The 21,202-nt window shown below is 73.5% G+C and carries 21 protein-coding genes; 20 read left to right on the top strand and 1 reads right to left on the bottom strand.

Annotated features, from left to right (window positions below; genetic code table 11):
* Positions 1-123 precede the first annotated feature (123 nt).
* From rbfA to H488_RS25230, 6 genes are all read left to right on the top strand, one after another.
* Positions 124-573, top strand: coding sequence for a 30S ribosome-binding factor RbfA (gene rbfA / locus H488_RS25255; protein WP_017832930.1), 450 nt, complete (start codon positions 124-126; stop codon positions 571-573).
* Between the two features lie 21 nt (positions 574-594).
* Positions 595-1,647 carry a tRNA pseudouridine(55) synthase TruB gene (gene truB / locus H488_RS25250; RefSeq protein WP_017832929.1) on the top strand — a complete coding sequence of 351 codons (1,053 nt, stop codon included), beginning with the start codon at positions 595-597 and terminating at the stop codon, positions 1,645-1,647.
* Positions 1,647-2,018: a hypothetical protein gene (locus tag H488_RS25245; protein WP_017832928.1), complete on the top strand. Its 372-nt coding sequence runs from the start codon at positions 1,647-1,649 to the stop codon at positions 2,016-2,018. Before truB ends, H488_RS25245 begins: the two co-directional genes overlap by 1 nt.
* 55 nt (positions 2,019-2,073) lie before the next feature.
* Complete coding sequence (locus tag H488_RS25240) at positions 2,074-2,556, top strand: hypothetical protein (protein ID WP_017832927.1); 483 nt, start codon at positions 2,074-2,076, stop codon at positions 2,554-2,556.
* A 100-nt stretch (positions 2,557-2,656) separates the two neighbouring features.
* Positions 2,657-3,316: a GNAT family N-acetyltransferase gene (locus tag H488_RS25235; RefSeq protein WP_017832926.1), complete on the top strand. Its 660-nt coding sequence runs from the start codon at positions 2,657-2,659 to the stop codon at positions 3,314-3,316.
* A 30-nt stretch (positions 3,317-3,346) separates the two neighbouring features.
* Positions 3,347-4,348: a bifunctional riboflavin kinase/FAD synthetase gene (locus H488_RS25230; protein WP_017832925.1), complete on the top strand. Its 1,002-nt coding sequence runs from the start codon at positions 3,347-3,349 to the stop codon at positions 4,346-4,348.
* A gap of 22 nt (positions 4,349-4,370) precedes the next feature.
* Here H488_RS25230 and H488_RS25225 read toward each other — a convergent pair whose 3' ends face one another.
* Entirely contained in the window at positions 4,371-5,240 is an 870-nt protein-coding gene (locus H488_RS25225; protein ID WP_017832924.1) for an aldo/keto reductase, read from the bottom strand.
* 299 nt (positions 5,241-5,539) lie between these two features.
* Here H488_RS25225 and rpsO point away from each other — a divergent pair, with 299 nt between their 5' ends.
* From rpsO to H488_RS25155, 14 genes are all read left to right on the top strand, one after another.
* Positions 5,540-5,809: a 30S ribosomal protein S15 gene (gene rpsO / locus H488_RS25220; RefSeq protein ID WP_017832923.1), complete on the top strand. Its 270-nt coding sequence runs from the start codon at positions 5,540-5,542 to the stop codon at positions 5,807-5,809.
* A 262-nt stretch (positions 5,810-6,071) separates the two neighbouring features.
* Entirely contained in the window at positions 6,072-8,336 is a 2,265-nt protein-coding gene (locus H488_RS25215; protein ID WP_017832922.1) for a polyribonucleotide nucleotidyltransferase, read from the top strand.
* A gap of 54 nt (positions 8,337-8,390) precedes the next feature.
* A complete protein-coding gene (locus tag H488_RS25210; RefSeq protein WP_017832921.1) occupies positions 8,391-9,815 on the top strand; it encodes a M16 family metallopeptidase in 1,425 nt (474 codons plus the stop codon).
* Between the two features lie 62 nt (positions 9,816-9,877).
* A complete protein-coding gene (dapB, locus tag H488_RS25205) occupies positions 9,878-10,681 on the top strand; it encodes a 4-hydroxy-tetrahydrodipicolinate reductase (RefSeq protein WP_017832920.1) in 804 nt (267 codons plus the stop codon).
* A 5-nt stretch (positions 10,682-10,686) separates the two neighbouring features.
* Complete coding sequence (locus tag H488_RS25200; protein WP_017832919.1) at positions 10,687-11,319, top strand: hypothetical protein; 633 nt, start codon at positions 10,687-10,689, stop codon at positions 11,317-11,319.
* 67 nt (positions 11,320-11,386) lie between these two features.
* A complete protein-coding gene (gene dapA, locus H488_RS25195) occupies positions 11,387-12,343 on the top strand; it encodes a 4-hydroxy-tetrahydrodipicolinate synthase (protein ID WP_017832918.1) in 957 nt (318 codons plus the stop codon).
* A 13-nt stretch (positions 12,344-12,356) separates the two neighbouring features.
* A complete protein-coding gene (locus tag H488_RS25190) occupies positions 12,357-14,048 on the top strand; it encodes a ribonuclease J (RefSeq protein WP_017832917.1) in 1,692 nt (563 codons plus the stop codon).
* Between the two features lie 66 nt (positions 14,049-14,114).
* Positions 14,115-17,096: an FtsK/SpoIIIE family DNA translocase gene (locus tag H488_RS25185; protein ID WP_031282714.1), complete on the top strand. Its 2,982-nt coding sequence runs from the start codon at positions 14,115-14,117 to the stop codon at positions 17,094-17,096.
* A 37-nt stretch (positions 17,097-17,133) separates the two neighbouring features.
* The gene (gene pgsA / locus H488_RS25180) at positions 17,134-17,739 is read left to right on the top strand and encodes a CDP-diacylglycerol--glycerol-3-phosphate 3-phosphatidyltransferase (RefSeq protein ID WP_017832914.1); all 606 of its coding nucleotides are present in this window, start codon (positions 17,134-17,136) and stop codon (positions 17,737-17,739) included.
* On the top strand, positions 17,736-18,230 hold the full coding sequence (locus H488_RS25175; protein WP_017832913.1) for a CinA family protein: 495 nt from the start codon (positions 17,736-17,738) through the stop codon (positions 18,228-18,230). Before pgsA ends, H488_RS25175 begins: the two co-directional genes overlap by 4 nt.
* Before the next feature lie 163 nt (positions 18,231-18,393).
* Entirely contained in the window at positions 18,394-18,825 is a 432-nt protein-coding gene (locus H488_RS25170) for a helix-turn-helix domain-containing protein (RefSeq protein WP_017832912.1), read from the top strand.
* A gap of 154 nt (positions 18,826-18,979) precedes the next feature.
* Complete coding sequence (locus H488_RS25165) at positions 18,980-19,201, top strand: DUF3046 domain-containing protein (RefSeq protein WP_017832911.1); 222 nt, start codon at positions 18,980-18,982, stop codon at positions 19,199-19,201.
* Positions 19,202-19,435: 234 nt separating this feature from the next.
* On the top strand, positions 19,436-20,548 hold the full coding sequence (recA, locus tag H488_RS25160) for a recombinase RecA (protein WP_017832910.1): 1,113 nt from the start codon (positions 19,436-19,438) through the stop codon (positions 20,546-20,548).
* 8 nt (positions 20,549-20,556) lie between these two features.
* The gene (locus H488_RS25155) at positions 20,557-21,189 is read left to right on the top strand and encodes a regulatory protein RecX (RefSeq protein WP_017832909.1); all 633 of its coding nucleotides are present in this window, start codon (positions 20,557-20,559) and stop codon (positions 21,187-21,189) included.
* Positions 21,190-21,202 lie beyond the last annotated feature (13 nt).

Here is a 21,202-nt window from a genome sequence, read left to right as displayed (position 1 = left end):
CCGCGGCGGCACGGGCGGGCCCAGCGCCCGCCCGTGCCGCCGCCCCCGTTCCAGCACCGTTCCCCGCCTCGTCGCCAGCACCGCGCCGAGCACCGCACCGCCCCGACCCGAGGAGCATCCACCATGGCTGACGCAGCACGCGCCGCCCGACTCGCCGACCGGATCAAGGTCGTCGTGGCCCAGGCGCTCGAGCGCCGGGTCAAGGACCCCCGGCTGGGCTTCGTGACCATCACGGACGCCCGCGTCACCAACGACCTCCAGCACGCCACCCTGTACTACACGGTGTTCGGCACCGCGGAGGAGCAGCAGAACACCCGGGCGGCCCTCGAGTCCGCCAAGGGCGTCCTGCGGAGCGAGGTGGGACGGAACATCACGGCCCGCCTGACGCCCACCCTGACCTTCGTCCCGGACGAGATCCCGGTCAACGCCTCCCACCTCGAGGAGGTGCTGCGCGCGGCCAAGGAGAAGGACGCCGAGGTTGCCGCCCAGGCCGCCGGGGCCAGCTGGGCCGCCGGCGAGGACCCCTACCGGAAGCCGGCCGAGGAGGACGACGAGTCCTCCCGGGACCGCTGAGCAGGCGGGGGCACCGGGGAAGTGACCCGCACGAAGCCTGACGTCCCGAGTCCGGACCCGTCCCTGCCGACGCCGTCCGGGCTCGTGGTCGTGGACAAGCCCGCCGGCTGGACCAGCCACGACGTCGTCGCCCGCGCCCGCCGCCTCGCGGGCACCCGCAAGGTGGGCCACGCCGGCACCCTGGACCCCATGGCCACGGGCGTGCTGGTGCTCGGCGTCGACCGGGCCACCCGCCTCCTGACCTGGGTGGTGGGCCGGGACAAGACGTACGCCGCGACGATCCGGCTGGGCCTGACCACCGTGACCGACGACGCCGAGGGGGAGGTCGTCGACGTCGCCGCCCCCGGGGCCGTGGCGGCGGTGGACGAGGACGCGGTGGCGGCCGGCGTCGCCCGGCTCACCGGGGACCTCCAGCAGGTCCCCGCGAAGGTCAGCGCGATCAAGGTCGAGGGCCGCCGCGCCTACGCCCAGGTCCGCGCCGGGCAGGACGTGGAGCTCGCCGCGCGCCCCGTCACCGTCTCCGAGTTCGCCGTGCACCGGCTCGTGCGCACCGCCGACGACGCCGGGCGGGAGGTCCTCGACGTCGACGTCACCGTGACCTGCAGCTCGGGCACCTACGTCCGGGCCCTGGCCCGGGACCTCGGCGCCGACCTCGGGGTGGGCGGTCACCTGACCGCGCTGCGCCGCACCCGGGTGGGCGCGTGGACCCTCGAGGACGCGTCCACCCTGGAGGAGCTCGCCGCGGAGGTGGCCGCCGGCCGCCCGCTGCCCGTGACGAGCCTGGAGGAGGCCGCCGCCGGACTGTTCCCCGTCCGCCGGCTGACCGCCGCCGAGGCCCAGGACGTCGCCCACGGCCGCCGGATCGGTCCCAGCGCCGCCGACGGCGGCGGGAACCACGGCGGGACCCCGCCGGATCACGACGCCGTCACCGCCGGCTTCGCCCCCGACGGGCGTCTCGTGGCCCTGCTGTCCGACCGCGGCCACCGCGGCGAGCGCACCGCCAAGCCCGTGCTCGTCTTCCTGCCCGGGGAGCGGTTCCCCGTGCCGCCCGGGACCCCCCGGGAGGAGCGCTGATGCTGTGGGGCTACGACGGCTGGTTCTGGGCCGCGGTCCTGCTGGGCGCCTTGTCCTTCCTGGTGTGCGCCGTGCAGGCCGCACGCGGGCGGCGGCCCGACGACTGGACCCAGGGCTCCGTGCTGCTGCTCGAGGCGTTCCTGCTCGTCTACGCCGTGGGCACGGTCGTCATGCACGTGCGGGGGCCCGGGCCCACCGGATCGGCCCTCGAGTACTGGGGCTACCTGCTGACCGCCCTGCTCATCCCGGCGGGAACCTTCGTGTGGTCCCTCGTGGAGCGCTCGAGCTGGTCCAACTGGGTGCTCGCGGCCGCGGGGCCGGTGGTGGCCATCATGGTCTACCGCATGAACTACATCTGGTACTACCAGTGAGCCCCGGACCCCGGACCGGCTCCCGGCCCATCACGACCCCGCAGGAGAGGCCCCGATGACGCACGACCGCCCGCAGGACGGCCCCACCCGGCTGCAGCGGCGCTTCGGGCCCCGCGCCGCCCCGGCGCGCGGCGACCGCAAGTCCTCGGGCTTCGGCCGGCTGGTCGTCGTGGTCTACGCGGTCTTCTCCCTCTCCGCCGGTGTCCGCTCGCTCTACCAGATCGCGACGGACTTCCAGGCCGCGCCGCTGCCGTACCTGCTCTCCGCGTTCGCCGCGGCCGTCTACGTGGTGGCCACCGTGGCCCTCGCCCGGCCCGGCCCTCGCTGGCACCGGCTGGCCACGTCCGCCGTGGCCGTGGAGCTGCTGGGCGTGCTCGGCGTGGGCCTGCTCTCGGTGCTCGTCCCGGAGCTGTTCCCCGAGGCGAGCGTGTGGTCCCACTTCGGGCAGGACTACGGCTACGTCCCGCTCGTGCTGCCGGTGGTCGGCCTCGCCTGGCTCCGCCGGTCCCGGCCCCGGGGCGGGCGGGCACCCGCCTGAGCGCCCGTCCGTCCCGCGCGGCGCACCGGCACGCACCGGGTAGGCTCGGTCGCGGGCCGGAGCGCCCCGTGCCGCACGCCTCCCGAAAGGACCCCCGCCGATGCCCGTACGCCCCGACGGCGCCGAGGACTACGACGTCCCCGTCCTCACCGACGGCACCGTGGTGCTGCGCCGGCTCGAGGAGCGTGACGTCCCGCAGCTGGCCCGCAACTGCGCGGACCCCGCGGCCGCGGAGTTCACCACCGTGCCCCTGGGCTACACGGAGGCCGATGCGCGCTGGTACGTCGAGGAGTTCGTGCCCGCCGCCTGGCGCGCCGGCCGCGAGTACAACTGGGCGGTCGCCGACGCCCGGACCGACCGGCTGCACGGGACCGTGGGGCTCAACGCCCTGCGCGGGACCACGGCGGACATCGGGCTCAACTTCGGCCCCCACGCCCGCGGCACCGGCGCCGCCGAGGCCGCCTGCCGGCTGCTGCTCGAGCACGCCTTCGGGCCCCTGGGCCTCACCTATGCTTACTGGATGGCGAAGGTCCCCAACTGGGCCAGCCGCAAGCTCGCCTGGAGGCTCGGCTTCCGTTCCCCGGTGCGGATCGACGGGTTCATGGAGCAGCGCGGCGCCTCGGTGGACGCCTGGATCCTGACCCTCGGCGCGGAGGACCCCCGCTCCCCGCAGGCCCCGTGGGACGGCCCGTCGTCCCCGGCCGCCGCCCCCGCGGAGGAGCCCGGCGGCCCGCACCGGCCCGTGCCGCCCCGACCCTGACCTGCCTGTTCCGTTCCTGCGAGGAGAAGCGTGTTCCGCTGGCGAGATCTCTCTGACGTCCCCCCGGGCTTCGGCCCGTCGGTCGTCACCATCGGCAATTTCGACGGTGTCCACCGGGGCCACCAGCGGGTGCTGTCCCAGCTCGTCGACTCCGCCCGCGAGCTGGGCTGGGCCTCGGTGGTCGTGACGTTCGACCCGCACCCCGCGCAGGTGCACCGCCCCGGCAGCCACCCGGGACTGATCATGGGCACCGAGGACAAGCTGGACGCCCTCGAGCGCACCGGCGCGGACGCCGCCCTCGTGCTGGAGTACAGCCTGGAGTTCGCGGCCCAGTCCACCGAGCAGTTCGTGCTGGGCACCCTGGTGGGCCCGCTCGGCGCGCGCTGCCTCGTGGTGGGCGAGGACACCCGCCTGGGCAAGGACAACACCGGCAACATCGACACGCTCCGGGAACTGGGGCAGCGCCACGGGTTCGAGGTCCGCGTGGTCGACGACCTGCTCGACCCCCTGCACGAGCAGCACCCGGAGCACGCCCCGGCCGTGACCGCGGCGGGGGAGCGGCGCTGCTCCTCCACGTGGATCCGCGCCTGCCTGCAGGCGGGGGACGTGCGCGCGGCCGCCCGGCTGCTCGGGCGCCACCACCGGATGCGCGGGGAGGTGGTGCACGGGGCCGCCCGCGGGCGGGAGCTCGGCTATCCCACGGCCAACCTGTCCCCGGACGCGGCCGGGTTCGTCCCCGCGGACGGGGTGTACGCCGGGTGGCTGCTCGACGCCCACGGCACCCGCTGGCCCACCGCGATCTCCGTGGGGTCCAACCCGACGTTCGAGAACGTGCCCCGGCAGGTCGAGGCGCACGTCATCGACCGCCCCGAGGAGCGGGTCGAGGACTTCGACCTCTACGGCCAGGAGGTGGTCGTGGAGTTCGTCGCCCGGTTGCGCGGGATGGTCGCCTACGAGGGCGTCGACAAGCTCGTGGCCCAGATGGACGACGACGTCGAGCGCACCCGCGGCATCCTGGCCGCCGAGGCCTGAGCCCCGGCGGCCGGCCGGGCCCCTACATCTCCTCGTGCTCGTTCGGGTCGAACCCCGACCCGCTGATCCCCGTGTGCAGCATCTGCATCCGGTGCATCTGCTCCTCGTCCAGCTCCCAGTCGAAGACGTCGAGGTTCTCGGCCATGCGCCGGGGGTCGGAGCTCTTCGGGATCGGCACGGTGTGCGACTGCAGGTGCCAGCGGAGGACGACCTGGGCCGGGGTGCGGCCGGTCCGCCGGGCGATCCGCGCGATCCACTCGTGCTGGAGCAGATCGGTCTTGCGGCCCAGCGGGGACCAGGCCTGGGTGATGATGCGGTGCTCCGCGTGGAACTCCCGCAGCCGCTCCTGCTGGTACTGCGGGTGCAGCTCCACCTGGTTGACGGCCGGCGTCTCGCCGGTCTCCTCGACCAAGCGCCGGATGTGGGCGGGCGTGAAGTTGGACACCCCCACCGAGCGGACGAGCCCCTCCTGCCGCAGCTCCAGCATCGTCCGCCACGTCTCGACGTACCGGCCGACCGACGGGTTCGGCCAGTGGATGAGGTACAGGTCCACGTGGTCGGTGCCCAGCCGCCGCAGGGAGCCCTCGAGCGAGCGGCGCACGGAGTCCGTGCCGTGGTCCCGGCCCGGCAGCTTGGTGGTGAGGAACAGCTCGTCGCGCGGCACGCCGGCCGCCGCGATCGCGCGCCCCACGCCCGTCTCGTTGCCGTAGTTCACCGCGGTGTCGACCATCCGGTAGCCCAGCATGAGGGCCTCGGCGACGTCGGCCTCGGCCCCGGCGTCGTCCATCGGGTAGGTGCCCAGCCCGATCGCGGGAATGCGCCGGCCGTCCCGCATCGTGTGCGTGCGGTCGGCGACCGCCGGGCCCCGCCCGTCCTTCTCGTCCTTGCTCACGCGCTGCTCCTGCTCGTCTCGTCCTGCTCGTCCACGTGCTGCCGGCCCGGTCCTGGCCGGCCCGGACGGGCCGTGCGCCGGGACCCCGCCGTCGTGTCCCTCCCATCTTGGCCCACCGGCCGGGGGAGGCCCAGCGCAGCGCGCCGCGCCGCCCGGGGGTGGGGCGGCGCGCCCGGGTCCGCTAGACTGGACGGCGGTCCGACTGCAGTCCGTGGTTGTCGGACCCCCGGGGGAGTCCCGGGACCCGGCGACGAGCCCGTCGTCCGGGCCGCACGGTACTGACTCGAACGGAGTTACACGTGGCACTCGACGCCGCCATCAAGCAGGAGATCATCAAGGACTTCGCCACCCACGAGGGCGACACCGGTTCGCCCGAGGTGCAGATCGCGGTCCTGACCCGCCGGATCGCCGATCTGACGGAGCACCTGAAGCAGCACAAGCACGACCACCACACCCGCCGCGGCCTGATGGCCCTGGTCGGTCGCCGTCGCCGCATGCTGACCTACCTGCGCGACACCGACATCACGCGCTACCGCACGCTCATCGAGCGGCTCGGCCTGCGCCGCTAGTCGGCACCCGGCGGCGTCCGCCCGGCAACGGGAGGACGCCGCCGAGCACCGGGCCCGCACGGCACAGCAGCCGGGCGGACCCCCGCACCACCAGAGACAGCACCATCGAACACCAGACGGGGCCACCGCGCCGATCATTCGCGGTCCTCGGTAGTGATCTCCGGACACCGGACGGCCCCCGCGGCCCCGGACCTTCCGTGGATCTCGATCGAAGACCGGGTGACGCGCGGACGGTCCCGCCGACACGAAACGGAGGTGACCCTTGGAGGGTCCCGAGATCCAGTACGCCGAAGCCGTCATCGACAACGGCTCCTACGGAAAGCGCGTCGTGCGCTTCGAGACCGGCCGCCTCGCCAAGCAGGCCGCCGGCTCCACCCTCGTCTCCATCGACGAGGACACCACCATGCTCGCCGCCACCACGGTGGGCAAGTCCCCCCGCCAGGGCTTCGACTTCTTCCCCCTGACGGTCGACGTCGAGGAGCGGATGTACGCGGCCGGGCGCATCCCGGGCTCGTTCTTCCGCCGCGAGGGCCGCCCCTCCACGGACGCGATCCTCACCTGCCGGCTCATCGACCGCCCGCTGCGCCCCGCCTTCGGCAAGGGCATCCGCAACGAGGTGCAGGTCGTCGTCACGATCCTGTCCATGAACCCGGACGAGATCTACAACACCGTGGCGATCAACGCCGCGTCCATGGCCACGACCCTGTCCGGGATGCCCTTCCAGGGTCCCGTGGGCGGCGTGCGCGTGGCGCTCATGGCCGGCGAGAACGGCCAGCACCAGTGGGTGGCCTTCCCGAAGCACTCGCAGCTCGAGAACGCCGTGTTCGACATGGCCGTGGCCGGCCGCGTCGTGACCGGCAAGGACGGCTCCGAGGACGTCGCGATCATGATGGTCGAGGCCGAGGCCACCGACAACTCCTGGAACCTGATCAAGAACAACGGCGCCGTGGCCCCCACCGAGGAGCTCGTGGCCCAGGGCCTCGAGGCCGCCAAGCCCGCCATCAAGGCCCTGTGCGACGCCCAGGCCGACCTCAAGGCCCGCGCCGGCAAGCCCGACATGGACCTGCCCCGCTTCGGCGGCTTCGGCGACGACGTCAAGGAGGCCGTCGCGGCCTCCGTCGGCACCCGGCTCGCCGAGGTGTACTCGATCGCCGACAAGCAGGAGCGCGAGACCGCGACCGACGCGCTGCACCAGGCGACCCTGGCCGAGCTCGCCGGCGAGGACGGGCCCTTCGCCGACCGCAAGGACGAGGTCAACGGCGCCTACCAGGCGCTCACCAAGCAGACCGTGCGCCAGCGCATCCTCACCGAGCAGGTCCGCATCGACGGCCGCGGCCTGACGGACATCCGCCAGCTCACCGCCGAGGTCGAGGTCCTGCCCCGCGTGCACGGCTCCGCGATCTTCGAGCGCGGCGAGACCCAGATCATGGGCGTGACCACGCTGAACATGCTCAAGATGGAGCAGCAGATCGACTCGCTGTCCCCCGTCAAGCACAAGCGCTACGTGCACCACTACAACTTCCCGCCGTACTCCACCGGCGAGACCGGCCGCGTGGGCTCCCCGAAGCGCCGCGAGATCGGCCACGGGGCACTGGCCGAGCGGGCCATCACCCCGGTGCTGCCCTCCCGCGAGGAGTTCCCCTACGCCATCCGCCAGGTCTCCGAGGCGCTGGGCTCCAACGGCTCCACGTCGATGGGCTCCGTCTGCGCCTCCACCCTGTCGCTGCTCAACGCCGGCGTGCCCCTGCGCGCGCCGGTGGCCGGCATCGCCATGGGCCTGGTCTCGGACGAGGTGGACGGGGAGACCCGCTACGCCGCGCTGACCGACATCCTGGGCGCCGAGGACGCGCTGGGCGACATGGACTTCAAGGTGGCGGGCACCTCCGAGTTCGTGACCGCGATCCAGCTCGACACCAAGCTCGACGGAATCCCCTCCTCGGTGCTGGACGCCGCGCTGACCCAGGCCCGCGAGGCCCGGCTGCACATCCTCGGCGTGCTGAACGCGGCCATCGACCAGCCGGACGAGATGAGCGAGTTCGCCCCGCGCGTGATCTCCGTGACCGTCCCCGTCTCCAAGATCGGCGAGGTCATCGGCCCCAAGGGCAAGATGATCAACCAGATCCAGGAGGACACCGGCACCGACATCTCGATCGAGGACGACGGCACCGTCTACATCGGCGCCACCGACGGCCCCTCGGCCGAGGCGGCCCGCGCGGCGATCAACGCGATCGCCAACCCGCAGGTCCCGGAGGTCGGCGAGCGCTACCTGGGCACCGTGGTCAAGACCACGACCTTCGGCGCCTTCGTCTCCCTCACCCCGGGCAAGGACGGCCTGCTGCACATCTCGGAGCTGCGCAAGCTCAACGAGGGCAAGCGCGTCACCGACGTCGAGGACGTCCTCGGCGTGGGCCAGAAGGTCCAGGTGGAGATCACGAAGGTCGACGACCGCGGCAAGCTGTCCCTGGCCCCCGTGGTCGCCGAGGAGCCCAACGTACCCACCGAGGACGACGACGCCACCGAGGCCTGAGCCGGGCCCGTCCCGCGCACAGCACCGCACGAGCACAGAAAGCAGCACAGCTGGATGACGGCAGTCGATCTGCCGCTGGAGGCGGGCGACCGCGGCCCGGGGAGCACCCCCGGCCCGGACGCCCGCCTCTCGGCGGTTCCCCGCAGTTCCCCCTCCGCCGCGGCCGCGGCCCTGACCACGGCCGCCGCGGGGTTCAGCCACACCCTCCACGAGGGCGCCGGCGGCAACGTGGTCCGTCGCACGGTCCTGCCGTGCGGCACCCGGGTGGTCACCGAGCGGATGCCCGCCCAGCGGGCCGTGACGGTCGGCTTCTGGGTCGGCGTCGGCTCCCGCGACGAGCAGCCCGGCCGCCTGGGCTCCACGCACTTCCTCGAGCACCTGCTGTTCAAGGGCACCGAGCGACGCTCGGCGCTGCAGATCGCGGAGGCGTTCGACGAGGTGGGCGGGGAGTCCAACGCCGCCACGGCCAAGGAGCACACGTGCTACTACGCGCGGGTCCTGGCCGAGGACCTGCCGATGTCGATCGACGTCATCACCGACATGGTGACGTCGGCCGCCCTGGACCCGGACGAGCTCGAGCGGGAGCGGGGGGTCATCCTCGAGGAGCTCGCGATGGACAAGGACGACCCCGAGGACGTCGCCTTCGAGGAGTTCACCCAGCGGGTGCTGGGGGCCCACCCCCTCGGCCGGCCCATCGGCGGGACCCCCGAGGAGATCCTCGCGGTGCCCCGTGACGCGGTGGTCGAGCACTACCGCCGCCACTACCGGCCCGAGGGCCTCGTGGTCACGGCCGCCGGCGGCCTCGAGCACGACGTCGTCGTCGCCCTCGTCGCCGAGGCCCTCGAGCGCGCGGGCTGGGACCCGGCCGCCCCGGCGGCCCCCCTCCCGCGGCGCGAGCGCACCCCCGCGCCCCTGGAGCCGGACTGGGGCGAGCACTTCCTGGAGCGGCCCGTGGAGCAGACCAACGTGGTCGTCGGCCGGCCCGGGCTCGTGGCCGGGGACGACCGCCGCTTCGCGATGACCGTGCTCAACGCGGCCCTGGGCGGCGGGATGTCCTCCCGCCTGTTCCAGGAGATCCGCGAGAAGCGCGGCCTGGCCTACAGCACGTTCTCCTTCTCGGGCGCCTACTCGGACGCCGGCTACTTCGGGATGTACGCCGGGTGCCTGCCCGCGCGCACCGACGAGGTCCTGGCGCTCATGGCCGGCGAGCTGGAGACGCTCGCCCGGGACGGCATCGGGGCGGACGAGCTGCGCAAGGTCGTGGGCCAGCTGGGCGGGGGCACCGTGCTCGCCCTCGAGGACACCGGGTCCCGGATGTCCCGGCTGGGCTCCGCGGAGCTGAAGTCCGGGGAGTTCCTCGACATCGACGAGTCCCTGGACCGGGTCCGCTCCGTGACCCCGGAGCAGGTCCGGGAGCTCGCGGGGTGGCTCGCCGAGGGCCCGGTCGTGACCACCATCGTGGCGCCCACCCGCCGCTGACCGCACGCCGCCGCCGGGAGCCGGCGGCGGCGCCGCCCGCCCCGTGACCTAGAGTTGGAGCCATGACCGAGCGCACCGCCCCCGTGACCACCGACGCCCCGCCGTCCGCCCCCGCCGAGCTGCGCGTCGCCGTGCTCGGCGCGCGCGGGCGGATGGGCAGCGAGGCCGTGCAGGCGGTGCGCCGCACCGAGGGCCTCCAGCTCGTCGCCGAGCTCGGCCGGGAGGACTCCCTCCAGGCCCTGGTCGCCGCCGGCGCGGAGGTCGTGGTCGACCTCACGGTCCCCTCCGCCACGGAGGCCAACGTCCGCTTCGCGGTGCAGCACGGCATGCACTGCGTCGTGGGCACCACCGGCTGGGACGCCGAGCGGCTGGACCGGCTCGAGGCGCTGCTGGCCGAGCACCCCGGGGTGGGAGTGCTCGTCGCCCCCAACTTCTCGGTGGGCGCGGTGCTGGCCATGCGCTTCTCCGCGCAGGCCGCCCGGTTCTTCGAGTCCGTCGAGATCGTCGAGCTGCACCACCCGGACAAGGTGGACGCCCCCTCGGGCACCGCAGCCCGCACCGCCGCCCTCGTCGGGCAGGCACGGCGGGCCGCGGGGGTCGCGCCGTCGCCGGACGCCACGGAGCAGGACCCGGGCGGGGCCCGCGGCGCGCTCGTGGAGGACGTCCGGGTGCACTCCGTGCGCCTGCGCGGGCTCGTCGCCCACCAGGAGACGCTGCTGGGCGGCGTCGGCGAGCAGCTCACCATCCGGCACGACTCCTTCGACCGGATCTCCTTCATGACCGGCGTGGTGCTCGGCGTCCGGGAGGTGGGCTCCCACCAGGGGCTCACGCACGGGCTCGAGGGCTACCTCGACCTGGGGCTGTAGCGCCGATGGACTCCATCCGGGCCTGGATCTGGGGCCTGCTCGCGGCGGCCCTGCTGACCCTGTGGCTGCTGCCCGTCCCCGGTGGCTCGAAGCTGTGGATCCTCGCCGTGCTCGTCTTCGCGGGCGTCTTCACGCTCCTGGAGTCCACGAGCAAGGCGAAGCTGCTCGCCGCGGCCATGGTGACGCTGCTCGTCGTCTACCTGGGCCTGAGCCTGCACCGCGCGGTGCTGCTGCTGGGCACGGACGGCTGGATCGCCAAGGCCTTCGGCGTCGCCATGCTGGTGCTCCCGGCCGTGGGCGTGTGGGCGCTCGTGCGCGAGATCCTGTTCGGGGTCCGGACCGAGCAGCTCGGCCGGACGCTGCACGAGGAGGGCGGGCTGCCGCCCGACGACCTCCCGCGCACCCCCGGCGGGCGCATCGTGCGCGAGGCCGCCGACGAGCGCTTCGGGGCCGTCCGGGCGCAGACCGAGGCGGACCCGGGCGACTGGCGCAACTGGTACCGGCTCTCCCTGGCCTACGCGGCCGCCGGGGACCGGACCCGCGCCCGCTCCGCGATGCGCGACGCCGTGGCCCTCTCCCGCGGGCGCACCCCCCGCAACGTGGAGCCCGCCGACCCCCCGGGCGAGGGCCGGGCCTGACCGTGGTGGCGAGCCCCCGCCGCCCGCCCGCCGGTGCCCCCGCCGCGGAGGCGGTAACCTGGCACCCATGACTGCCAACGCCTCGCCCTCCTCCGCCGACCTCCCCGCGACCCGGTCCGAGCCCCTGTTCGGGACGCTGCTCACCGCGATGATCACCGTCTTCGCCGCGGACGGGTCCGTGGACCTGGACGCCACCGCGGCCATGGCCGTCCAGCTCGTCGACGACGGCTGCGACGGCCTCGTGGTGTGCGGCACCACGGGGGAGTACTCCACCATGACCGACGAGGAGAACCTCTCCGTGTTCCGCGCGGTCAAGGAGGCCGTCGGCTCCCGCGTGCCGCTGCTCGCGGGCACCGGCTCCAACGACACCGAGCACTCCCGCTACCTCTCCCGCGCGGCCGAGAAGCTCGGCATGGACGGGCTGCTCATCGTCACCCCGTACTACAACAAGCCCTCCCAGGCCGGTGTCGAGGCCCACTTCCGCAGCCTCGCGGACTCCGTGGACCTGCCGATCATGCTCTACGACATCCCCGGCCGCGCCGGCATCCCGATCGCGACCGAGACCCTCATCTCCCTGGCCGGGCACCCCAACATCGTGGCCGTCAAGGACGCCAAGGCGGACCTGGTCGCCGCGACCCGGGTGCTGGCCGAGACCGACCTGCTCTACTACTCGGGCGACGACGGCCTGACCCTGCCCTGGATGGCCATCGGCGCCGCCGGGCTCATCGGCGTCACCACCCACGTGGCCACCGCCCGGTACCGCGAGCTCGTCGACGCGGTCCGTGCCCAGGACCTCGCCGCGGCCCGGCGGATCAACGCCGAGCTCGAGCCCGTCGTCCGCGCCACGATGACCCGCGCCCCCGGCGCCGTCGCGGCGAAGACGATCCTCATGTGGCAGGGCCGGCTGCCGCACAACACCGTGCGGCTCCCGCACGTCCCGCCCACGGAGGCCGAGGCCGCCCTGATCCGCGCGGACCTGCGGGGCTCGGTCGTCGCCGACACCCTCCTCGAGACCATCGACTGACGAAAGGGGTCCCATGACCCAGTGGCACACCGACCTGGCGGCTCCCCCCGCCCTCGGCAAGGACGTCCTGCGCGTCGTCCCGCTGGGCGGGCTGGGCGAGGTCGGACGGAACATGACGGTGTTCGAGATCAACGGGCAGCTGCTCGTGGTCGACTGCGGCGTGCTCTTCCCCGAGGAGACCCAGCCGGGCGTGGACCTCATCCTCCCGGACCTCAACCACATCGTCGACCGGCTCGACGACGTCGTGGCCGTGGTGCTGACCCACGGCCACGAGGACCACATCGGCGCCGTCCCGTACCTGCTGAAGCGCCGCCCCGACATCCCCGTGATCGGCTCCCGGCTGACGCTCGCGCTCATCGAGGCGAAGCTCCAGGAGCACCGGATCAAGCCCTACACCATGGCGGTGCGGGAGGGGCAGGTCGAGCGGCTCGGCGAGTTCGAGTGCGAGTTCGTGGCCGTCAACCACTCGATCCCGGACGCCCTCGCGGTGTTCCTGCGCACGAAGGCCGGCACCGTCCTGCACACGGGCGACTTCAAGATGGACCAGCTGCCGCTCGACGGCCGGATCACCGACCTGCGCCACTTCGCCCGGCTGGGGGAGGAGGGCGTGGACCTGTTCCTCACCGACTCCACCAACGCCGAGGTCCCCGGGTTCACCCCCACGGAGAAGCACATCGGCCCCGTCCTCGCGGACGTGATCGGGCGCGCCCCGAAGCGCGTGGTCGTGGCGTCCTTCTCGTCGCACGTCCACCGCGTGCAGCAGGTGCTGGACGCCGCCGCCGAGCACGGGCGCAAGGTCGCGTTCATGGGCCGGTCCATGGTGCGCAACATGACCATCGCCGAGAAGCTGGGCTACCTGGAGGTCCCGCCGAACACCCTGATCGACCAGAAGCGGATCGACGAGCACGCGGACTCGGAGCTGGTCATCATGTGCACCGGGTCGCAGGGGGAGCCGATGGCCGCGCTGTCCCGGATGGCCAACGGCGACCACAAGGTCCAGCTCACCGAGGGCGACACCGTGATCCTCGCGTCCTCGCTCATCCCCGGCAACGAGAACTCGGTCTTCCGGATCATCAACGGGCTCATGCGGCTGGGCGCCACCGTGGTCCACAAGGGCACCGCCAGGGTGCACGTCTCCGGGCACGCCGCAGCGGGCGAGCTGCTGTACTGCTACAACATCGTGGAGCCCGGCTACGTCATGCCGGTGCACGGCGAGGTCCGCCACCTCATCGCCAACGGCAAGCTCGCCGAGGAGACCGGCGTGCCCACCGACCACGTGCTCCTGGCCGAGGGCGGCACCGTGGTGGACATGGCCGACGGCGAGGCGCGGATCACCGGCCAGGTCGAGTGCGGCTACGTCTACGTGGACGGCTCCTCCGTGGGCACGATCACCGACGCCGACCTCAAGGACCGGCTCGTGCTGGCCGAGGAGGGCTTCATCTCCGTCATCACCGTGGTGAACCGGGACACCGGCAAGGTCGTCACCGGCCCGGACGTGCACGCCCGCGGCGTGGCCGAGGACGACAGCGTGTTCGACGAGATCAAGCCGAGGATCACCGCCGCGCTCGAGGACGCCATCAACCACTCGGGCAAGAACCACACCACCCAGCAGCTCCAGCAGGTGGTGCGCCGCACCATCGGCTCCTGGGTCAGCCGCCGGCTGCGCCGCAAGCCCATGATCGTCCCGGTCGTCATCGAGGCCTGAGCCCCCGGTCCCTCCCCCCCCGTGCGGCACCGCTGACGGGGGGAGGCCGTGGTCTACCCTGGGAGCATGGCGACTCGTACTTCCCCCGCCCGCAAGGGCGCCTCGACGTCGCGTGGCAAGAACAGCACGTCTTCTGCGCGGTCGTCGGGATCCAGCCGGTCCACCTCCACCCGCCGTCCGTCGACCGCCGGACGGGGCTCCGCGGCGCCCGCCGCGAGCTCCCCGCGGGTGCTGCACGGCACGGGCGCCGCCCTGGCCTGGTGCGCCCGCGCCGTCGGAGGCGTCTGGACGGCCCTCGCCCACGTGGTCGGCGGCGCCGTGCGCCGCATGGGCACCCTGCGCACGGACGTGCCCGCGGAGTCGCTGCGCGACGGCGGCGCCCTCTTCCTGCTGCTGCTGGGCCTGCTCGCCGCGGCCGTCGAGTGGTGGAACCTGCCCGGCGCGTCCGCGCCGTGGCTGGCGGTCCCCGCCGTGGCGGTGCACGAGGTCCTCGCGGGGACCTTCGGCTGGACGGCCCTGGTGCTGCCGCTGCCCCTCGTGGGCTTCGCCCTGCGCCGCTTCCGCCACCCCGAGGACACCTCGGCCAACAACCGCATCGCGATCGGGCTGGGCGCCGCCGTCGTCGCCGGCTCCGGCCTCGCGCACGTGCTCCTGGGGCAGCCGTCCCCGAGCCAGGGCCAGGAGGCGCTCCGGAGCGCCGGCGGCTACGTGGGATTCCTCGCCGCCGACCCGCTGAGCGCCCTCATCACCCCGGTCGGCGCCGGCGCGATCTTCGTCGCGGCCCTGTTCCTGTCCGTGCTCGTGGTCACCGCGACGCCCGTCAACCTCATCCTGCCGCGACTGCGGCAGGGCTACTGGCGGCTCATGGGCCAGGACGGGCCCGTCTCCGCGACCGACGTGTCCGCCGCCCGGCACGACCGCTCCTACCTGGACGAGCACGCCGCGCGCGCCGAGGCGGCCAAGACCCGCCGCGAGAAGCGCCGCGAGCGCAAGGCGGCCGAGGCCGAGCGCCGCGCCCTCGACGGCTACCGCGGGGACGAGGCCTTCGAGCGCGCCGTCGTCGCCGAGGAGGCCGCCGACGGCCAGGCGCCCACCCGCGTCTTCGACGTCGACTCCGCGCGCGCCGCCCGGCAGCGGGCCACCGCGGCGGGAACGGCGGGGGCGGCGGGATCCGCCGAGCCGGCCGCCGCCGCGGAGCAGGGGGGCGACGTCCCCCGGCCGGGGCAGAAGCGGCCCACCCAGGAGCAGCTCGCCGCCCGCCGGCTGCGCCGGGAGCAGGGCCTCGAGCCGGCCGCGGACACCGCCGCGGGCTCCGGCTCCCCTGCGCTGGAGGACGTGGCCGCCGAGCCCACCGGCTCCACGTCCGTCACCGCCCGCACCCACACCCCCGAGTCGCCCATCCCCGCCCGCGCGGAGCAGCTCAAGCTCGAGGGCGACATCGCCTACTCCCTGCCCGCGGCCGGCGCGCTCGTGCAGGGACCGCCGCCCAAGGAGCGCTCCGAGGCCAACGACGCCGTGGTCGCCTCCCTGACGAGCGTGCTGGAGCAGTTCAACGTGGACGCCGTGGTCACCGGCTTCTCCCGCGGGCCCACCGTCACCCGGTACGAGATCGAGCTGGGCTCCGGCACCAAGGTCGAGCGCGTCACGGCGCTGTCCAAGAACATCGCCTACGCCGTGGCCTCCGCGGACGTGCGCATCCTCTCGCCGATCCCCGGCCGGTCCGCGATCGGCATCGAGATCCCGAACACCGACCGCGAGACCGTGTCCCTGGGCGACGTCCTGCGCTCGCACAACGCCCGCAAGACGGAGCACCCCATGGTCATGGGCGTGGGCAAGGACGTCGAGGGCGGCTACGTGGTGGCCAACCTCGCGAAGATGCCGCACCTGCTCGTCGCCGGCGCCACCGGCGCGGGCAAGTCGAGCTTCGTGAACTCGATGATCGTCTCGCTCCTGATGCGCGCCACCCCGGACGAGGTGCGGATGGTCATGGTCGACCCGAAGCGGGTCGAGCTGACCGCCTACGAGGGCGTGCCCCACCTGATCACCCCCATCATCACGAACCCCAAGAAGGCCGCCGAGGCGCTGCAGTGGGTCGTGCGGGAGATGGACGCCCGCTACGACGACCTCTCGCACTACGGGTACAAGCACGTCGACGACTTCAACAAGGCCGTGCGCAACGGCAAGGTCCAGCCCGAGCCCGGCTCGAAGCGCGTGATCCGGCCGTACCCGTACCTGCTCGTGATCGTCGACGAGCTCGCGGACCTGATGATGGTCGCCCCGCGCGACGTCGAGGACGCGATCGTGCGGATCACCCAGCTCGCCCGTGCCGCCGGCATCCACCTGGTGCTCGCCACCCAGCGGCCCTCCGTGGACGTGGTCACCGGTCTGATCAAGGCCAACGTGCCCTCCCGGATGGCGTTCGCGACGTCCTCGGTCACCGACTCCCGCGTGGTCCTGGACCAGCCGGGCGCCGAGAAGCTCATCGGCCAGGGCGACGCCCTGTTCCTGCCCATGGGCGCCTCCAAGCCGATGCGCGTGCAGGGCGCGTGGGTCACCGAGTCGGAGATCCACGAGGTCGTCGACCACGTCAAGGGCCAGATGAAGGCGCACTACCGCCAGGACGTGGTGCAGGAGGCCCCCAAGAAGACCATCGACGAGGACATCGGGGACGACCTCGACGTCCTCCTGCAGGCCACCGAGCTCGTGGTGACCACGCAGTTCGGGTCCACCTCCATGCTCCAGCGCAAGCTGCGCGTCGGCTTCGCCAAGGCCGGCCGGCTCATGGACCTGTTGGAGTCCCGCGGCGTCGTCGGGCCCTCCGAGGGGTCCAAGGCGCGGGACGTGCTCGTCAAGCCCGACGACCTCGCCGCGACCCTCGCCGTGCTCCGGGGCGAGGAGCCGCCCGCGCCGCCGGCCGGCGCCGGCGGGTCGGTCGACTACGGCGAGGACCCGGTCGAGGCCTCGCTGGCCCGGACCGCGACCGACCACGGCGACGGCGCCGAGGACCCCGAGGAGTCCGAGGACGCCTGGCAGCTGACCGGCCGCTGAGCCGACCCCGTCCCACCCACCAGGAAGCGAGCACCAGATGAGCCCCGCGGACCCGGCGTCCAACCTCAACCTGCCGAACGCGCTGACCGCCCTGCGCATCGTGCTGGTGCCCTTCTTCGTGTGGTTCCTGTGGGTGGGAGGCACCCAGGGGGAGGACTCCCTGGGCATGCGGTGGGCCGCCCTGGCGGTCTTCGCGGTCGCCATGTACACGGACAAGCTCGACGGCGACATCGCCCGGGCCCGCGGGCTGATCACCAGCTTCGGCAAGATCGCCGACCCCATCGCCGACAAGCTGCTGACCGGCGCCGCGTTCGTGGTGCTCTCGATGCTCGGCGAGCTGTGGTGGTGGGTGACCGTGGTGATCCTCGTCCGCGAGTGGGGGATCACGCTCCTGCGCTTCGTCGTCATCCGCTACGGCGTCATGGCCGCCTCGAAGGGCGGCAAGCTCAAGACCGTCCTGCAGACCGTGGCGCTCCTGCTCCTGCTGCTCCCGCTGGTGCCCCTGGTGGGCGCGTGGTGGCCGTGGCTGGGCTGGATCGCGATGGGGGCGGCCCTCGTGGTCACGGTCGTGACGGGCGTGGACTACGTGGTCAAGGCGGTCCAGCTGCGCCGCCGGGCGCTGGCCGGGCGGAACGCGGCGTGACGGAGCCGCAGCCGGCCGCCCGGGCGCTCGTCGAGGAGGCCGTCCGCCGGGCGCTGACGGTCGCGACCGCGGAGTCCCTCACCGGGGGAGCGCTGGCCGCCGCCGTCGTCGACGTCCCCGGGGCCTCGGCCTGCTTCGAGGGCGCGGTCGTCTCCTACTCCAACCGGGTCAAGACCGAGGTCCTCGGCGTGCCGGCCCGGCTGCTCGCCGAGCGGGGCTCCGTCGACCCCGAGGTCGCGGTCGCCATGGCGGAGGGCGCCCGCCGCCGCCTCGGCACGGACTGGGCCGTCTCCACCACGGGCGCCGCCGGCCCCGAGCCGCACGACGGCAAGCCGGTGGGCACGGTCTACGTGGGCGTCGCCGGACCGGGCGGGTCCACCGTCCACGAGCTGGCCGCGGCGGGGGGCCGGGCGGAGATCCGGGCGGCCGCCGTGCGCGCCGCCCTCGAGCGGCTCACGGCGGCCCTGGTGCTCCCAGCCAACTCACAGTGAAAAACCGCCTCGTGCGGGGAAGAATGGAACCGTCAGCGGGGTTAGCAATGATCGCAGGCTCGAGTTGAGCCGATCGAAGTCAAGATGTCGACCGGCCGGCGCCGAGGCACCGCCCGCAGCAGGCGGTGAAGCTGCCGCACACACGAGGAGACGAGCGATTCACATGACCAAGCAACCCGTGTCCGTCAATGGCGTCGTCCGTTGGAAGGACGTGGGCCTCGACGAGGACGACAGCACCGAGACGAAGGACATGAAGATGGGTGTACTCCGCCAGGAGATCGGTGAGGTCCTGCGCAGCGTCCGCCAGCGCCAGGGACGCACCCTCCGAGAGGTCTCGCACAGCGCCCGCGTCTCCCTCGGCTACCTCAGCGAGGTGGAGCGCGGACAGAAGGAGGCCTCCTCCGAGCTGCTCGCGTCGATCTGCGCCGCGCTCGACATCCCGATGTCCCAGATGCTGCGCGAGGTCGCGGACCGGCTGGCCTACGCCGAGGGCCTCCTGGTCCCGGACACCGTGCCCAGCGACCTCACCGAGCAGTACTCGCGGGAGTTCGGCCGGGTCAACGGCGGCGAGGCCGCCGCGGCCGGCGCCCGCTGATCCGCCCGGGCGGCCCGCCGCCCGCCCACGACGTCCCGGAGGGCTCGTCGGTCCCAGGACCGCCGGGCCCTCCGGCCTGTGCCGGCCCCGCCGCCCGGATGGCAGGATGGACGGGCACGACCCCCGGCCGGCAGCACGACGAAGGAGGACGCGGATGAGGCTGAGCAGCTTCTGGCAGCTCATGGCCGACGAGTTCGGCGCGGGCTACAGCAGGGTCCTGGCCCGGGACCTGGTGCTCGGGGAGCTCGAGCACCGCACGGCCGCCGAGGCCATCGAGGCCGGCGTCGACCCGCGGACCGTGTGGTTCGCCCTCTGCCGGGCCCAGGACGTCCCCGAGTCCCGCTGGTGGGGCGTGGACCGCCCGCCCCGGGACTGACACCCGCCGGGCTCCCGGCGCGCCCGTGGACCCGCGACCGCTTCGAAGGTATATTCGAAGCAGCGGGTCGCGGACTGCACAGCCCGGTCCGTCCCGGGAGAGTGGTTCCCGCTCCTCCCCAGGCCCCGCGCGAAGCCTTACGGTGTCCGACCACGGCGATACCGTGGAACACGAAAAGACCAGCAGCAACGGTTCCGGCCGCACCGGCGGAACCCCCCGAACACGAGGTGGACCATGGCAGCCAAGGGCAGCAACAAGCAGAGCGCCGACCAGCAGTTCGGCAGCGACCGCGAGAAGGCTCTCGAGACCGTTCTCGCGCAGATCGACAAGAACTACGGCAAGGGCTCGGTCATGCGCCTGGGCGACCGTCCGGCGACCAAGATCGAGACCATCCCCACCGGGTCCATCGCGATGGACGTCGCGCTGGGCATCGGCGGGTTCCCGCGCGGGCGCGTCGTGGAGATCTACGGCCCGGAGTCCTCCGGCAAGACGACCGTGGCCCTGCACGCGGTCGCCAACGTCCAGAAGGCCGGCGGGATCGCCGCCTTCATCGACGCCGAGCACGCCCTCGACCCCTCCTACGCCGAGAAGCTCGGCGTGGACACCGACAGCCTGCTGGTCTCGCAGCCGGACACCGGTGAGCAGGCCCTGGAGATCATGGACATGCTCGTCGGCTCCGGATCCATCGACATCATCGTCATCGACTCGGTGGCGGCCCTGGTGCCCAAGGCCGAGATCGAGGGCGAGATGGGCGACAGCCACGTGGGCCTGCAGGCCCGCCTGATGAGCCAGGCGCTGCGCAAGATCACCGGCCGGCTCTCCCACTCGAACACCACCGCGATCTTCATCAACCAGCTGCGCGAGAAGATCGGGGTGTTCTTCGGCAGCCCCGAGACCACCACCGGTGGCAAGGCGCTGAAGTTCTACGCCTCGGTCCGCGTGGACGTGCGCCGCATCGAGACCCTCAAGGACGGGGCCAACCCGGTGGGCAACCGGACCCGCGCCAAGATCGTCAAGAACAAGATGGCGCCGCCCTTCAAGCAGGCCGAGTTCGACATCCTCTACGGGGAGGGCATCTCCACCGAGGGCGGGCTCATCGACATGGGCGTGGAGCACGGCATCGTCAAGAAGTCCGGGGCGTGGTTCACCTACGAGGGCGACCAGCTGGGGCAGGGCAAGGAGAACTCGCGCCGGTTCCTCAAGGACAACCCGGAGCTGGCCGAGGAGATCGAGCGCCGGATCCTGGTGAAGCTCGGGGTCGTCGAGGAGCCGGAGACCGCCGAGGAGACCGCGGAGGAGCAGCCCGTGACCGGGCTGCCCACCGAGGTCGCCGGCCCGGCCTTCTGAGCGGGTCCGTGACCGAGAGCCCGTACGACCGCCGGCGCCGCCGGTCCTCCGCCCGCCACCGCGGGCCGGAGGGCCCGGCGGCGTCGTCGTCCCCGGCCCAGGACCCCGAGCCGGACGCCCGGGAGGTGGCCCGGGCGATCGTCCTGCGCCAGCTCACCGCCTCGGCGAAGAGCCGCAAGCAGCTCGAGGACAAGCTCGCCGACCGCAACGTCCCCGAGGACGTTGCCCGGGAGGTGCTGGACCGGTTCGAGGAGGTCGACCTCGTCGACGACGCCCAGTTCGCGGAGCTCTACGTCCGCTCCCGGGCCGGCTCCCGCAAGCTCTCCCGGTCCGCGATCCGGCGGGAGCTGGCCACCCGCGGCGTCACGGGGGAGATCGCCGAGTCGGCGCTCGAGCAGCGCACCGACGAGGACGAGCGGGCGGACGCCGCCGAGCTGGTGCGCCGCAAGCTCCCCGCCGGGGCCGAGCTCACCGACCGCGCCGAGCGGGACAAGGCCGTGCGGCGGCTGGTCGGGATGCTCGGGCGCAAGGGCTACCCGCCCGGGCTGGCCTTCGCCGTGGTGAAGGAGGAGCTCGAGGCGCGCTCCGGTGCCGCGGTCCGGGACGACGAGACGGGCGAGGAACACCCGGAGACCCCGTGACCGGGACCGCCCC

Source organism: Kocuria sp. UCD-OTCP (assembly GCF_000349605.1).
GTDB classification, from domain to species: Bacteria; Actinomycetota; Actinomycetes; order Actinomycetales; family Micrococcaceae; genus Kocuria; species Kocuria rosea.
This window is presented reverse-complemented; position numbering and strand designations above follow the sequence as displayed.

Excerpts from the sequence above, each read along its gene's own strand:
- rbfA (WP_017832930.1), top strand. The coding sequence starts at position 124 with ATGGCTGACGCAGCACGCGCCGCCCGACTCGCCGACCGGATCAAGGTC.
- H488_RS25245 (WP_017832928.1), top strand. The coding sequence starts at position 1,647 with ATGCTGTGGGGCTACGACGGCTGGTTCTGGGCCGCGGTCCTGCTGGGC.
- H488_RS25240 (WP_017832927.1), top strand. The coding sequence starts at position 2,074 with ATGACGCACGACCGCCCGCAGGACGGCCCCACCCGGCTGCAGCGGCGC.
- H488_RS25235 (WP_017832926.1), top strand. The coding sequence starts at position 2,657 with ATGCCCGTACGCCCCGACGGCGCCGAGGACTACGACGTCCCCGTCCTC.
- H488_RS25210 (WP_017832921.1), top strand. The coding sequence starts at position 8,391 with ATGACGGCAGTCGATCTGCCGCTGGAGGCGGGCGACCGCGGCCCGGGG.
- dapB (WP_017832920.1), top strand. The coding sequence starts at position 9,878 with ATGACCGAGCGCACCGCCCCCGTGACCACCGACGCCCCGCCGTCCGCC.
- H488_RS25200 (WP_017832919.1), top strand. The coding sequence starts at position 10,687 with ATGGACTCCATCCGGGCCTGGATCTGGGGCCTGCTCGCGGCGGCCCTG.
- dapA (WP_017832918.1), top strand. The coding sequence starts at position 11,387 with ATGACTGCCAACGCCTCGCCCTCCTCCGCCGACCTCCCCGCGACCCGG.
- H488_RS25190 (WP_017832917.1), top strand. The coding sequence starts at position 12,357 with ATGACCCAGTGGCACACCGACCTGGCGGCTCCCCCCGCCCTCGGCAAG.
- H488_RS25185 (WP_031282714.1), top strand. The coding sequence starts at position 14,115 with ATGGCGACTCGTACTTCCCCCGCCCGCAAGGGCGCCTCGACGTCGCGT.
- pgsA (WP_017832914.1), top strand. The coding sequence starts at position 17,134 with ATGAGCCCCGCGGACCCGGCGTCCAACCTCAACCTGCCGAACGCGCTG.
- H488_RS25170 (WP_017832912.1), top strand. The coding sequence starts at position 18,394 with ATGACCAAGCAACCCGTGTCCGTCAATGGCGTCGTCCGTTGGAAGGAC.
- H488_RS25165 (WP_017832911.1), top strand. The coding sequence starts at position 18,980 with ATGAGGCTGAGCAGCTTCTGGCAGCTCATGGCCGACGAGTTCGGCGCG.
- recA (WP_017832910.1), top strand. The coding sequence starts at position 19,436 with ATGGCAGCCAAGGGCAGCAACAAGCAGAGCGCCGACCAGCAGTTCGGC.